We start from the raw sequence: 14,084 nt of genomic DNA, 5'->3' as shown, positions 1-14,084 counted from the left end.
CGCAAATTGTAAAATGAAGTTAGCCACCTTGAGTCAAGCAAAAAACATCTGAATCTCTTATACTAGAAGTTCGACCAAATAGTATAAAAAGGAAATTCAGATGCAAGACTATTCTATCACAAGCCAGAGCAAAGGGAAACACCTGACCAATCAAGACCGTTTAAACATTGAACGTTGGCACAATAAAGAAGGACTGAGCAACCGTGAGATTGCGCGCTTATTGAATAAAGCTCATGGGACGATTGACAGAGAGATGAAGCGAGGGGAAATCCAGCTCAAGCGGAAGGTAAAATACTCTGCTAAAAAGGCTCAAGAAAATTATGAAGGATTGAGGGCTCACAGTGTTCGTCCGAGTAAACTCACGACTGAGATTGATTGTTATGTGAGTACACGTCTTAAAGAAGACAAGGACTCTTTGGAAGTCATTCATCAGGCTCTAAAAGGAGTTTCTCTGAGCAGCCTCTACAATTGGGTCAACTGGGGCTGGTTAGAAGCCAAGCGTCATCATCTTTTCTATCCGCAGTATAAGGCGGCAAAGAAAATCAAACCTCGTGCGCCAAAGCATCCTTTTGGCAAGTCTATTGAAGAACGGCCTGAGTTCATTAACAATCGCTTAGAAGTGGGGCATTACGAGATTGACACGGTCATTCTTACGAGAGCTAAGAACAAGGTGCTTTTGACGCTCACAGAGCGAAAATACCGCACGGAGATCATTCGCTTGATTGATGGGAAAACAGCACAGGCGGTCAATGATGAGCTGGTGGAACTTCAAAAAAGTTATGACTTCAAATCCATTACCCCTGACAATGGCCATGAATTTGCAAGGCTCTCTGAGGTCGTAAGCTGTCCAGTTTACTATGCACACGCCTACGCGAGCTTTGAGCGAGGGACGAATGAAAACCATAACCGAATGATTCGTAGGCATCTGCCAAAAGGCACAACAAAGACGACCCCTGAAGAAGTCGCCGCTATCGAGTATTGGATGAACCATTATCCAAGAAAAATGTTCAACTATAAGAGTTCATATGAGATGAGCTTGGCTGGCTAACTTGGACTTGCAATTTGCGATCATAATTTTTTAAAGAAAGGGCACTTTTAAAAAGTGTAAGTATAATATTATGGGAATTGTGACACCAACACCTACTCCACCTCCTTAAAATGATAACTTTTTTAAGCAAATAGAAAAATTACAAGCCAATTTTTCAAAAGAAGATAATAAAATTTGGACTGATGTCAATAAAGAATATAAAAAACTAAAGAATAAAAAGTCCAAAACAGAGCAACATGAAAAATAAAACAATAATAAAAGCAGTTTTTAGTATGATTACTGCTTTTATTATTTCCTCCAAAACTGTTGTTTTACCTTTGTGTCGGTAGATTGTCGTTCTTTTGTCGTCTATCTGTCGTGTACATGTTTAAAAAAATAGTTTATTATATATTCATGAATAAATATAGAGTTGCTGAGTTAAGAAAAAAAAGAGGTTGGACGCAAGAAGTACTGGCTGAAAAAGCAAATATAACTGTTAGAACGGTTCAGAGAATAGAAAATGGAACGGATGTTAGTTTAGATACTTTAGCCTCAATATCTAATGCTCTTTTAGTTCCAGTAAGTGAACTATTTGAAAGCATTGAGGAAGAAGCAAAAGAGGTAGAAATCATGGATATGTCTAAAGAACAGCTTATTCAACTGAAATATAGACAAACTATAACCGTCTCAATTACTTTATTGGTTATAGCAGCTATACTTTTGGTTATGTCAATTTTAGGTGTTGAAATTAATGAATTAGCATCTGGCTATAATACTACACTTTCTTGGCTGGCATGGGTAAGTTTATTATTATTGTTAATAGGTCTAGCAAATTATTATTTAGGAGTTAAATTAAATGAAATGCTTGACCAAAAGTACCCTCTTACTAAGGGCATAAAATTAAAAGAAAAAAAAGAACGCTTTGAAAACTTTTGGCAATTTTTTTCAATTTATTGGTGGATGATTTTCCCAATTTTTGGTTTTATAACTTGGTTCATTTCTTTCTTTAATAATCTATAAAGTTTTTTTATCGAGCGGAGAGACAATATAATGATTAAAAAAAAGTCACATTTTTTTGTGGCTTTTTTTGGCTTTACCATGGTAAACCCGTTGCTTGCCCAGTCTTGAAAAAGTTACTGGCAAGCAACGGGTTTGTGTACACAACCCTCAAAAAGTAACGTTACGTACATTTTTGTTTAGGAGTACCTAATACAATACCCTTTAAAAAGAGTGTTTTGAATAAAACTCGCTTTCGCTCGTGGTAACGTTGAATGGATAAATTTTTTATCTCATATTTTAAAAAATAAATTGATAAATTGAGATTTTAATGTTGACAAAAAATTTAAAATTAAGAAATCCAGAGGATAGAAAAGCTCAAACACAAAGATAAGTCTTGAAAATAAAATAAAAAAAGAATATTATAAAATTATCTATAATAAGATTCCCGAACTAATTAAAATACCTTCAATCAATGAGATTATACCACTCAATAGAAAGAGACTACTATGGGATTTGGATTTAACTTTAAGGATTACAATGATCGTTTAACATTCAAAAAATCAACGCTCAAGGATGTAAAACAAACTCTAGATGAACGAGATTTTGTAAAAGCCGAAATATCCAAAAAAGAAAAGAAGTTAGTTAAAAAGTAATAGAACAATAGGGATTTGGTCACTTCCAAAATCAACATAAAATTCAAATAAGCGTCAACACATGGTTTTGAGTTTTTATTTTTTTGAGCAAGTGAGTACCCACTTGCTATGACCGCGAGAGCAAAACTCTCCCCAAAGTGGGTTTTTAGAAATTAGAAAATAAATGGGTTGGCAAAAGATGACTAAATTTTGAAGTAGCTTTACAAACTCATATTTTTCATTTTAAAAAGTCTTAAGTAGTTTATCGTAAAGTAACATTCAAAACGGATAAAAACATCACATTGAGCCTAATATAAGTCCTTCCAGGGTATTCCAACAAATACTTACGTTTTTTCAAGACTATCATATGATTTTTTGTAATAAGGAATACCCACGGAGCAACAAACAATTACAGGAGGAATGACGATTGAAATATTTTGTGACCACTTTATCTCCATCAAAAAATATGGGAACAATGAATTGGCAAACGATGATATTGAGTGATTATTGTGTCAATGATTCTTATTGGGAGAAGGCAAAACGAGAATTATCAGAAGAAGTTCAATGGGTGACACAAAGTGACCTTTATAAAAAGATAAAGTGGAATCATGATTCGAACGATGACATTATATTATCAAAACCAGTAAGTATCATTTTAGAAACGGTAAAATCAGATTTTCCGCATGCCAATGTCTGGGTTTATCAATAAAAAATTATTATGAAAGCAAAGTATAAGCTTGATTATTGAGTCTTTTTAAGCACTGTACAATCCTTTAAAAAGACTATATTATGAGATTTTTCTAATTTCTCTATTTTATATAAAGCTGTGGTTGAGCGATTTGAAACACTTTACAAACACTATAAATGAGAAAAAATCTTATTCCTCGCTAAAACAAGTCGTACTGCGGCTTTAACCAACTTTTGGGGACACTTTCCCTTATGCTCTTGGATAAAAAATAGGAAAATAAAATGAGAAACGTTTTGATAATTATGAGAACATTATCATAACTATCAAATCATCTTATGAATCTGATATAAATTATTGATAAACGTATGACGTTCACATACTGGATTAGTCCGATTGTATTTTGATGCTGTTTATCAAGAGCGTAAATATGGTTCTAAAATCGACGAGGAAACAGGCGAAATTTTATAAATATAATTTAGTGATTCTATTTTTACAGCTAAATTAGTGAAGTTATTCTTGATAATTTTTTTATTAACAATTGTTAATGATTTTTTTAATTAAAGAATTATAATCAAATTATTAACAATATCAAAGGAGTTAGAAAATGGAAATTCAAACAAATTTTCAAATTATATCTGATGAAGAACTTTCAGAAATAGTTGGGGGTGGTTATCCTAATAATCAAAGTATGAATGATGTTCTTCATTGGCTTAATGGTCATAATGATGGGAATCCTAAACAATTACCTAAATGGATGTGTGGATTGGGGTGAATTAGATTGACAAAATATATTTACCCTAATTTAAAAGATAATCAAAAATATTTATTAAAAATTATTGATGGGATTTTAACTAGCAATAATATTTCAAGCGAAGAAAAGAAGCTTTTTCTGATTGCAAAAAGCAATATTGAAAAGGGTAGAAATTTTGATCCCCAAATCAGTGAATTAATTTCTAGTTTACAGTACCTTGTTCATTCAGATGATGTGCTTGTTTTTTTTGAAGAAGCACGAAAAATAATGCAAATTAACCCAGGAACCGGTGGTTCTCCATATGGTTGGTCAAATTTTGAAAGTAAATAGTCATTTACGGCCCAGCGTACACATAACCCCCTAAAATCCATATAAGAGATTTGAACTTTATTTTTTGTTATATAATCCATAAACAAACAATATTTCTATTCTTTGTAAGCCTCATAAACGCTCGTTTAGGGCTTTTTTAGTTTCTTCGCACATTTGAGTTTATAGAATATCTTATTAAACAAACTCATATGTATGCATAACTTAACAGTTTTGCATATGATATTAAATTGTGATAAAATCAACTCATGTGGATGTGCAAATATTATATGCGAATCAAAGGAGCGAAATATGGTAAAAAAAGAGTATCTTAGTCGAAAAGATTTAAACAGTAGAGAAACTTTAGCATATGAATATATGCTTGACGGATTGAGTCTTAAACGAATAGCTAAGTCTACGGGTTATCAGTGGAATACGATCAAACGTTTTAAAAGCCTTTGGTTTGATAATGAAGGTAATTCAAGATTGGAGAAATTTTAATGATGAAAAAGTCAGGGGAGCTATTACAGAATACGCTTATTCCGTTTTTAAAGGGTACTTTTGATAATTATCAGGAAGAACATCAAAATAGTGAGTATGAGAGTTTTTCTTTTAGCATTAATCAATATAGTTTTCGTAATAGACTTGCTAAGAAAACACCGACTAAAAAGGGATATTTCGTTGTTTTCTGGGAGAAAGATAATAACAATAAAAATAAAGCATTTGATTATAAAAACAGTCCTGATTTTTTAATTGTTAATGTGTTTGATAATGAACACAAAGGACTATTTGTATTTCCGAAGTCAGAGTTATTAAAGCAAAAAATATTAAGAACATCTCAAGTTAAAGGAAAAATGGCAATACGAGTTTATCCTTTATGGGAACAAAGTTTAAATAAAACAGCTGAAAAAACACAACAATGGCAACTGGATTATTTTATAGATTTATCTTGTAAGACTGTAGATTACAATAAATTAGAAGATATCTTAAAACTAGGTGAAGTACAATGAAATATGGTTATGCAAGGGTTTCAACAAATGAGCAAGATTTAGCGAATCAATTAGAACAGTTAAAGAATGCTGGGGCAGAAAAAATTTATAGTGAAAAATACACAGGAACAAAACGTGACCGCCCCAAACTCGATGAATTGCTTTCTATTCTTTCAGAAGGTGATGAATTAATTGTCGCAAAACTAGATAGACTTTCGCGTTCTGTCCAGCAAGGAACAGAATTAATTTCAGAGCTACAAGAAAAGGATGTTGTTGTAAATATTCTTAATATGGGAAGAATTGATAGGACCCCCAACGGTAGCCTTATGTTGAATATGTTTTTAGCCTTTGCGCAATTTGAACGAGATATGATTGTTCAAAGAACCCAAGAAGGTAGAGAATATCAAAGACAACATAACCCAAATTATCGAGATGGTCGAAAACCAAAGAAAACAACGCAACAGATTAAAGAAATACTGGACTACTTAAGAGTTCATACGTATACAGAAACAGCTCGATTGTTTGAATTGGATAAGTCAACAATCGTGAGATATAAACAAAGGTATGGTCAAAATAAAAAGTAAAGGAAACAACATTTTATCACCTTACCAATAAGGAGGCTTAATATTTGGGCGCATATAAACTGACTTCATCGGCACAGCAAGAAGCATTATTATCTTTAGATAAACTATCAAAGGATGAGTTTCAGGGATATTTTAGCTTTTCACGGTCGGATGTGAAGTTTATTCTCTCTCACAGAGGTGTTGAAAACAGATTAGGAATCGGTCTGCAGTTGTGTCTTGCTCGATATCCAGGAATTTCTTTAAATTCGGTTGATAAAGTATCAAAATCTTTAGTTGAGTACGTTGCTGACCAACTAAAGATATCAACTATAGACTTAGATAACTATTTAAGTAAGAAAAATACCCCCTTAGTGCATTTAAAGAAAATTTGCAGACACTATAATTATTCCCTATATTCTTCAAAAGCATCGGATTATTTGAAAAATATTCTAAATGAAGCGATACAAGAAAATAATGATGAACTTTTTCTAATTAATTTAGCTATTTATCGATTAAGAGAACAACATATCTTACTTCCAGAACTTTCAGAGATCGAACGTTTGATTTCAACTATTCGACAGAATCACGAAAAATATCTCTACAAAAAAATAATTGAACTTTTGTCTGAGAATCAAAAGGAACAATTAGATAGCTTACTAGTAGTAAATTTGGATACCAAAAAATCTAAACTAGCCTGGTTGCAAGATATTAGTGGAAAACCAAGTAAAGATACCATTCTATCAATTTGCGACCGGATATCGGTTATTAAAGAGTTGAAACTGGAGCAGTTAACATTTTCGTTTACCAATGAGAAGAGATTAAGTCAGATAGCAAGATTAACAGAACGATATCATGCTTTTGACCTACGCAGATTTGAAGAAACAAAAAGATATGCTTTGCTTGTAGTTTATTTAATTCGTTATAGAAAAGCTCTAATTGATTTGGCAATTGAAGTACATAATAAAATTGTACAATCAATTAAACGAAGTGGGTTACACAAGAAAAACGAAGAAAATAAAAAAACGGGCGAGCAATCTAACCGCATGTTAAAGCACTTTTCTCAGGTTGTTAGTATGCTGGATCACGCAATTTGTAATAATGATTTTCAAAACTTAGCCCGCCAATTAAAACAATCATTCGATTGGAACGAGCTGATTGAAGAAGGACAACAAGCAGCTCTAATTGCTAGTCCCAGAAAGAGAACTTATATGGGTTTAGTACAGTATAAAGCTCAATATATTCGAGGATACTTACCAAGACTAGTAGAAACACTTGATTTTAAATCACCTAGAATGGATGATGATGGTTTAATTAATGCGCTCAGATTAATTACTGTATTGAAGAAAGAAAACAAACGGAAAATACCTGTAGATATTGAATTAAATTTTGTTAAAAAGCCATGGCAATCTCTCGTCAAAAACCCAGATGGGACAATTGATCGTTCTTATTTTGAATTAGTTGCTGCTACTGAATTAAATGATCGACTTCGATCAGGAGAAGTTATCGAGCCTCAAAGCGTCTTACACCAGGAATTAGATAATTATCTTGTGAGTTCAGACGCCATGATGGGATCGCATACAATTCCAGATACTTTTAAAGAATATTTATCGTCGAGAATTGAAGTTTTAGAAGAACGACTAGAAGCTTATCAGAAACTTGGAAAATCGTTTGATAGACTTACTATTACTAAAAAAGAAAAAAATACTCCTGAAGAAGCTGAATATTACAAAAAATCATTGTACAAACTGTTACCAGATGTAAATCTTGTCGAATTACTTATTGAAGTCAATAACTGGACGGGGTTTATGGACGAATTTATTCATGAGGCCACCAAAGACTCAGCAAATAAAGAGGAATTAGAAGTATTATTTTCTACATTAATGGCTATGGGCTTAAACATTCGCTTTCAAGATATGGGAAAATCTACGCATATTACTTCCGCTCAAATGGCAAATGCTAAACAATGGCGTATGTCTCCTGAGTCTTTCAAACGAGCACAGTCAGTATTAATTAATAAGCAGATTACTTGTCCTTTTAGTGAATTTTGGGGTGATGGATCAAAGGCTTCCTCAGATGGTCTTCGCATGCAGCTAGGAGTTTCGTCTATTCATTCGGATTTCAATCCTCATTATGGAAATAAAAAAGGGACAACTATCTATCGTCATACTGCAGATAAATATATTTCGCATTATGTCGAAGTGATCGCAACAAATCAACGAGAAGCTGCTAGTGCTATTGATGGTGCCATTGGACATGATACGGAATTAAATATTGAAGAACATTTTTCTGATACAAATGCTTATACTGACACCGCATTCGCGTTATTCCACTTGTTAGGATTCAAATTTGAACCACGAATTAGAGATATTGGTTCAATGAACTTATATACAATAAAATCTCCTGATCAGTATAAAAAAATGCAACCTCTAATTAAGCGCGCTGTCAATTTAAACTTAATAGAAAAGCATTACGATGAAATTAAACAAATCGCTTATTCCATTCAAACAAGAAAAACTAGCGCTAAAATAATTTTAAATAAGCTTGGTTCTTATGCTCGAAAAAATAAAGTCGCCCAGGCATTGAGCGAACTGGGAAAAATTGAGAAAACTATTTTTTTGTTGGAGTATGCGATTAATGAAGATTTACGAAAAGTAATCACACAAATGCTAAATCGTGGAGAACTTATTAATGATTTAGCCAGGGAGTTATTTAATGGTCAGAGAGGAAAGTTTATGGAGAAGGATTTTGAAAAGCAACTTCAAAGTGCAAGTGCTTTGAATATCCTGATTAATGCGATAAGCCTTTGGAATACTGTATATTTGCAACAAGCGTATAACTATTGTAAAAATAGCGAACCAGAAATAACGAAGTATTTAGAGTATACGTCTCCTATAATTTGGAGACACATTAATTTGTTAGGAGAATATAAAATTGATTTAACTACTTTACCCGAAGAACTTCGCGAATTAAATCAAGGTAAGTAAAAAGCCTATCATTTTTAAAATGATAGGCTTTTTACTAAGATTCAGTGATAGAAAAAGACCGATAAATCAATAATATAATCTCTTATATGGATTTTAGGGGGTTATGTGTACGCTGGGCCTTTACTAAAAGCAGAGAACAAAAGAGACAGGAAACTGTCTTTTTTGTTTGCTTGGGGTCTGGGGCAAACGCCCAATTTTGGCAACTGCAGTTGCCAAAACTTTCCGCAGGAATCGTCAGACAGATCTTACCTTTATGTTAATAAAGTCTAGTAAGTTATACTTTTTATTTTCTTGATAGTTATCAATTTTTATCTGTAAGGGTAGCGCTATACTAGTATCATAAAGAAAATTAAAGGAAGTAGAAAATATGGCAAAAATAACACTGAACTTTCAAAAACGACTTCAACAACACAGTAATCACTTGGTTATCCTCTCAGCCATTCTCATTGTACTCGGATACCTTGGTAAATATGGTGTAAATCAAATATGGATTTGGAATTCGACAATGATTATTGCAAGTATTATCGGTTTTATACCTGTTGCAATTCATGCCTATCAAGCAATCAAAGTGAAACAAATTTCGATTGACCTGCTAGTTTCTATTGCAGTTATCGGTGCTTTGTTCATCGGTGAATATGAAGAATCAGCAATTGTCACTTTTCTCTTCGCTTTCGGTGGATTTTTGGAGAAAAAAACGCTTGAAAAAACGCGATCAAGTATCAAAGAACTCACGAATATGGCACCCAGCACAGCCCTATCTGCTGATGGCGAAGAAATGGACATTGATGAAGTTGAAATTGGCGACAAACTCTTAGTAAAAACCGGACGTCAAGTTCCTGTTGATGGTCGTATTTACCAAGGATCTGGCTATGTCAACGAAGCCAGTATCACAGGTGAATCACGTGAAATCAGAAAGGAAGCTGGTACCAAAGTTTTTGCAGGTTCTATCTTAGAAAACGGTACAATTTACGTAGAAGCAGAAAAAGTCGGCGAAGATACAACCTTTGGTAAAATTATTGAACTTGTCGAAGAAGCCCAAGATACCAAATCTCCTGCTGAGAAATTCATCGACCGCTTTGCTAAGTATTACACGCCAGCGGTACTTGTTATTGCAGCTATTACTTGGGTTTTTAGTCATAATCTAGAACTAGCCATCACGATTCTCGTACTTGGTTGCCCTGGTGCCCTCGTGATTGGTGCACCTGTTTCAAATGTTGCAGGAATCGGTAATGGTGCAAAAAGAGGCGTCCTTATCAAGGGAGGTGATGTTATGAATACCTTCAGTCACATTGATACGCTTCTGTTTGATAAGACGGGTACTCTGACGAAAGGCAATACAGAAGTTGTTGTTGTCAAAAATTATGGTGCTTCAAAAGAATTGATTGATGCAGTTGCTTCAGCAGAAAATGAATCTGATCACCCATTAGCAACGGCAGTTGTACGCATGATCGGAAAATTCAATCCTATCAAATTTGAAAAAACGGACGTTGTTAAAGGACAGGGAATCATCGCAGACGACCTATTGATTGGTAATGAAAAAATGATGGTGGTTAATCATATTATGATCTCTCCCGAGCAGAAACAGGACATCACAGAAATCACTGATTCAGGTGCATCAGTTGTTTTGGTCGCAGCTGATAACAGATTGCAACTAATTTATGGTATTGCGGACGAAATACGTTCTGGTGTCAAAGAATCCCTCGAAGAACTACGCCACGAAGGTATTTCTCGTATGATTATGCTGACTGGAGACAACGAGACAACAGCTAAAGCAGTCGCCGCCCAACTCGGCATCGATGAAGTACGTGCCAATCTCATGCCTGAAGAAAAAGCTGAAGTTGTCAAATCACTCAAAAACTCTGGTAAAAAAATTGCTTTTATCGGTGATGGTGTCAACGATTCTCCTAGTTTGGCACTTGCTAATATAGGTATCGCAATGGGTTCTGGTACTGATACTGCGATTGAAACGTCCGATATCGTGCTAATGAAGTCTAGTTTTGATGAACTTGTCCACGCATATGGTTTAAGTAAACGCACGGTTGCCAACATGACACAAAATATTGTGATTGCGATTGTAGTTGTGCTCTTTTTACTGGCTAGTCTAATCCTTGGAGGTACAGGCTTAGTACCTAGTTTCGTCAACATGGGAACAGGTATGTTCGTCCACGAAGCTAGTATCCTCATCGTCATTGTCAATGGCATGCGACTGATTAGGTATCGAGAGAAATAGAAGAATGGAAACAAACCAAAATTTACGCGGTTTGTTTTCTTTTTTTTTGAGAGGAATTAATTTTTTGGTATCAATAAATTTTATAATAACTTTATCAAAAATAATTTGATAAAATCATCGAGACATTTTCGATGGCTTCTAGAATCTTTACAATTAAAGTTTTCCTTGCTAATAGGGACGTTCAATACGAGATTGAATTTGAGGTCGTGAAGTAGACTATCGCAGGCAATGTAGCAAGTTAGGGATTTGAACTTATTTAAAAGCTTTGATAGCTATCTCAATATAACTTTTTTATAAAAATAGATAGTGAGTTCCAAATGACAATTATTTAAAAAAGGGAAACTCGCACATTTACTAGATAGGAGGATTATCAGGTAAGAAGGTATATGTCGTTTTCAGAGCACTTCAAACATTTTATGGATGAAGGACGCTTACAAAAAGTGACTAATGGATTTGCTCTTTTAATTTTATACAGGCAAAATTAGGGAATAATTTAAACACCGTTCCGCGGACCGTCTCGGTAGACTCTAGTTGATGCTACTTTACGCTCCTCATATCAGGTTATTCAGCGTTAAAAAAGAGAGTTGAGAAATTTTATCATTTTGTAGATAAAAAAATAAAACTGTTATTCTTGATAGATATCAATTTTTTGTTAGTACTGACGAGCTATAATTAATTTATAAAGAAAGAGAAAGAGGTAAATCTTATGTCAAAAGTAATTATGAGACTCAATGAATTAAGCTGCCCATCTTGTATGGCAAAAATCGAAGCTGCAATGACTACAACTAAAGGCGTAGCAAATGCAAAAGTACTTTTCAATGCATCAAAAGTTAAAGCAGAATTTGACGAAAATGTTGTCAGTACTGATGAACTTATCAGCAAGGTTGAGAAACTTGGATATCCTGTTTTGAGTAGCAAAGTAACTGTTGTGTGATTTATACCAGGAAAGATACCACTATAAATTGAATAAAGGAAAAAAATGATGACTAAATTAATGATTGATGAAAAATATGCTAAAGAACTTGATAAAGCAGAGATTGACCACCACAAACCTACGGCTGGTGCGATGCTAGGACATGTCTTATCCAATTTGTTCATAGAAAATATACGACTGACTCAAGCAGGAATATACGCGAAAAGCCCAGTTAAGTGTGAGTATTTACGTGAAATTGCACAAAAGGAAGTTGAATATTTCTTTAAAATTTCGGATTTACTTCTTGATGAAAATGAGATTGTACCAAGTACAACTGAAGAATTTTTAAAGTATCACAAGTTCATTACCGAGGATCCAAAAGCCAAATATTGGACTGATGAAGATCTGCTTGAAAGCTTCATTGTGGATTTCCAAGCACAAAATATGTTCATTACGCGAGCAATCAAGCTAGCAAACAAAGAAGAAAAATTTGCTTTGGCGGCTGGTGTAGTCGAACTTTACGGCTACAATCTTCAAGTTATTCGCAACTTGGCAGGTGACTTGGGTAAAAGCGTTGCTGATTTTCATGACGAAGATGAAGATAATGATAATTAGTTTTTACGAAACTGTAGGCTTTAGTTGAATGAGGCTTGCAGTTTGATAATTTTAGCGCGATAATAAGATAAGGAGAATCCCCAAAATGAGTAAGTATAAACATCATTTTAGTCATCATGAACACCACTGTGTACAGCTCGTGCCACTATTTGGTTTACTTTCAGAAAGTGAATTAGTGCAAGTTGAGCAGGTTGTTAATCATAAAATTTTTGAAAAAGGTGAAACAGTCATCAGCCCCTTTGCAGTGCCTCAACTTGCAATTGTGGCGCATGGTACCTTGAAAATATACCAGCTTTCTAGTGCTGGTAAAGAGCAGTTACTACGTGTGATTGAACCTGGTGGATACGCAGGTGAAGACGCCTTGTTTGGAGTAATGAATGATAATCTCTATGGTGAAACATTGGAAGAAACGCAAATTTGCTTTTTGCGACAACAAGATTTCAAAAATTTGTTGTTAAAATATCCCGAGCTCAGTTTGAAATTGCTTGAAACCACCGTGAGAAGAGCTGCGGAAATGCAATATCAAGCACAATTTCTCATGATGGAAGATGTTGAAAGTCGAATCGCTAATTATCTTTTGCAACTCGTCAAAGTAGTAGATTCAAATTCTGTTATGATTCCAATGAAAATGAAAGATCTTGCAACGTTCATCGGAACAACTCCCGAAACTATTTCTCGTAAGTTCAAAATACTCGAAGAAAAAGGATTCATTGAGCGCCGAGGAAAGATAATCAAAATACTAGATATTGATAGCCTTGAAGATGATTACGCTTAAAATGGTCTAAAGAGCCAATAGATTCTGATCCTACACAAGATCCAGACCTAATGCCAGATTGGACCAATGTCAAATATTTAGACACAAAATGAAAGGGTATTTACATTATTTGCAATTGCTCAGGCAATTCCGGTATTCAATGTAGCAGTAGATGCAATTTCTTTAACTTTAACCACACTTTGGGGAGGAAGAATAGGAGCAGAAGATATAATCTTACTGGTATCTTATATAATTAATTTTATAAATTATCAAAATGGAGCTTCTTCATGTTTTAACTCATTATGAAAATTATAACCGCAACTTTACTTTTAGTAATTTCTTTATTAGGAATTTTAGGAACAGCATTTCTCTACTTAGGAGAATTAACTCAAGGAAAGGGGGAGGGTATTTATTTATTCTAGGATGTTTTCTAATACTAGGAATTCAATCCTTTACCTGGCTTGAAATCATTTTCGGAAAAAGACAAAATGGAGAAGTTAAAAAATATGACTATTTTTTATTTAACATTCTGAAAGTCATTTTTTCAATTGGAGCCCTTCAACTTTTTATTCAATTGTGCTTCTTTCAAGTTTAAAAAAAAACACCTTTAAAAAATTTAGCAGAAAATACAAA

14 protein-coding genes and 1 pseudogene are annotated in these 14,084 nt (G+C 34.0%); all 15 read left to right on the top strand.

The window, feature by feature from the left end:
• Positions 1–100: 100 nt before the first annotated feature.
• Positions 101–1,048, top strand: a complete 948-nt coding sequence (locus MHB61_RS13650) for an IS30 family transposase (protein ID WP_003130410.1) — start codon at positions 101–103, stop codon at positions 1,046–1,048.
• 393 nt (positions 1,049–1,441) lie between these two features.
• A complete protein-coding gene (locus tag MHB61_RS13645; RefSeq protein WP_023349234.1) occupies positions 1,442–2,047 on the top strand; it encodes a helix-turn-helix domain-containing protein in 606 nt (201 codons plus the stop codon).
• 485 nt (positions 2,048–2,532) lie between these two features.
• The gene (locus tag MHB61_RS13640; RefSeq protein ID WP_023349233.1) at positions 2,533–2,679 is read left to right on the top strand and encodes a hypothetical protein; all 147 of its coding nucleotides are present in this window, start codon (positions 2,533–2,535) and stop codon (positions 2,677–2,679) included.
• A 406-nt stretch (positions 2,680–3,085) separates the two neighbouring features.
• Positions 3,086–3,367, top strand: a complete 282-nt coding sequence (locus MHB61_RS13635; RefSeq protein ID WP_011834682.1) for a hypothetical protein — start codon at positions 3,086–3,088, stop codon at positions 3,365–3,367.
• Positions 3,368–3,715: 348 nt separating this feature from the next.
• Positions 3,716–3,814: pseudogene (locus MHB61_RS13630) on the top strand (replication protein); the annotation flags it as partial.
• Positions 3,815–3,950: 136 nt separating this feature from the next.
• Positions 3,951–4,118, top strand: coding sequence for a lactococcin family bacteriocin (locus tag MHB61_RS13625; protein WP_011834683.1), 168 nt, complete (start codon positions 3,951–3,953; stop codon positions 4,116–4,118).
• 6 nt (positions 4,119–4,124) lie between these two features.
• Complete coding sequence (locus tag MHB61_RS13620; RefSeq protein WP_011834671.1) at positions 4,125–4,427, top strand: hypothetical protein; 303 nt, start codon at positions 4,125–4,127, stop codon at positions 4,425–4,427.
• A gap of 288 nt (positions 4,428–4,715) precedes the next feature.
• Positions 4,716–4,904: a hypothetical protein gene (locus MHB61_RS13615; RefSeq protein WP_003130770.1), complete on the top strand. Its 189-nt coding sequence runs from the start codon at positions 4,716–4,718 to the stop codon at positions 4,902–4,904.
• Entirely contained in the window at positions 4,904–5,413 is a 510-nt protein-coding gene (locus MHB61_RS13610; protein ID WP_003130771.1) for a MepB family protein, read from the top strand. Before MHB61_RS13615 ends, MHB61_RS13610 begins: the two co-directional genes overlap by 1 nt.
• Positions 5,410–5,976 carry a recombinase family protein gene (locus MHB61_RS13605; RefSeq protein WP_003130773.1) on the top strand — a complete coding sequence of 189 codons (567 nt, stop codon included), beginning with the start codon at positions 5,410–5,412 and terminating at the stop codon, positions 5,974–5,976. The genes MHB61_RS13610 and MHB61_RS13605 overlap by 4 nt, the downstream gene beginning before the upstream one ends.
• Positions 5,977–6,020: 44 nt before the next feature.
• Positions 6,021–8,939 (top strand): Tn3 family transposase, encoded by a 2,919-nt coding sequence (locus MHB61_RS13600; RefSeq protein ID WP_010002095.1) that lies wholly within the window; start codon positions 6,021–6,023, stop codon positions 8,937–8,939.
• 367 nt (positions 8,940–9,306) lie between these two features.
• Positions 9,307–11,169, top strand: coding sequence for a heavy metal translocating P-type ATPase (locus MHB61_RS13595; RefSeq protein WP_137016235.1), 1,863 nt, complete (start codon positions 9,307–9,309; stop codon positions 11,167–11,169).
• A gap of 706 nt (positions 11,170–11,875) precedes the next feature.
• Positions 11,876–12,103, top strand: a complete 228-nt coding sequence (locus MHB61_RS13590) for a heavy-metal-associated domain-containing protein (protein WP_047686754.1) — start codon at positions 11,876–11,878, stop codon at positions 12,101–12,103.
• A gap of 48 nt (positions 12,104–12,151) precedes the next feature.
• Positions 12,152–12,697, top strand: a complete 546-nt coding sequence (locus MHB61_RS13585) for a DNA-binding protein (RefSeq protein ID WP_032951503.1) — start codon at positions 12,152–12,154, stop codon at positions 12,695–12,697.
• A gap of 85 nt (positions 12,698–12,782) precedes the next feature.
• Complete coding sequence (locus MHB61_RS13580) at positions 12,783–13,472, top strand: Crp/Fnr family transcriptional regulator (RefSeq protein ID WP_011834689.1); 690 nt, start codon at positions 12,783–12,785, stop codon at positions 13,470–13,472.
• Positions 13,473–14,084: the final 612 nt, after the last annotated feature.

This window comes from Lactococcus sp. FSL K6-0773 (genome assembly GCF_038006485.1).
Taxonomy (GTDB): Bacteria; Bacillota; Bacilli; order Lactobacillales; family Streptococcaceae; genus Lactococcus; species Lactococcus lactis.
Note: the sequence above shows the minus strand (reverse complement) of the source record. Positions and strands in the feature narration are given on the sequence as shown.

What these genes read in the sequence shown, in the direction of transcription:
- MHB61_RS13650 (WP_003130410.1), top strand. Translation starts at nt 101, where the DNA reads ATGCAAGACTATTCTATCACAAGCCAGAGCAAAGGGAAACACCTGACC.
- MHB61_RS13605 (WP_003130773.1), top strand. Translation starts at nt 5,410, where the DNA reads ATGAAATATGGTTATGCAAGGGTTTCAACAAATGAGCAAGATTTAGCG.
- MHB61_RS13625 (WP_011834683.1), top strand. Translation starts at nt 3,951, where the DNA reads ATGGAAATTCAAACAAATTTTCAAATTATATCTGATGAAGAACTTTCA.
- MHB61_RS13595 (WP_137016235.1), top strand. Translation starts at nt 9,307, where the DNA reads ATGGCAAAAATAACACTGAACTTTCAAAAACGACTTCAACAACACAGT.
- MHB61_RS13615 (WP_003130770.1), top strand. Translation starts at nt 4,716, where the DNA reads ATGGTAAAAAAAGAGTATCTTAGTCGAAAAGATTTAAACAGTAGAGAA.
- MHB61_RS13610 (WP_003130771.1), top strand. Translation starts at nt 4,904, where the DNA reads ATGATGAAAAAGTCAGGGGAGCTATTACAGAATACGCTTATTCCGTTT.
- MHB61_RS13640 (WP_023349233.1), top strand. Translation starts at nt 2,533, where the DNA reads ATGGGATTTGGATTTAACTTTAAGGATTACAATGATCGTTTAACATTC.
- MHB61_RS13590 (WP_047686754.1), top strand. Translation starts at nt 11,876, where the DNA reads ATGTCAAAAGTAATTATGAGACTCAATGAATTAAGCTGCCCATCTTGT.
- MHB61_RS13585 (WP_032951503.1), top strand. Translation starts at nt 12,152, where the DNA reads ATGACTAAATTAATGATTGATGAAAAATATGCTAAAGAACTTGATAAA.
- MHB61_RS13645 (WP_023349234.1), top strand. Translation starts at nt 1,442, where the DNA reads ATGAATAAATATAGAGTTGCTGAGTTAAGAAAAAAAAGAGGTTGGACG.
- MHB61_RS13580 (WP_011834689.1), top strand. Translation starts at nt 12,783, where the DNA reads ATGAGTAAGTATAAACATCATTTTAGTCATCATGAACACCACTGTGTA.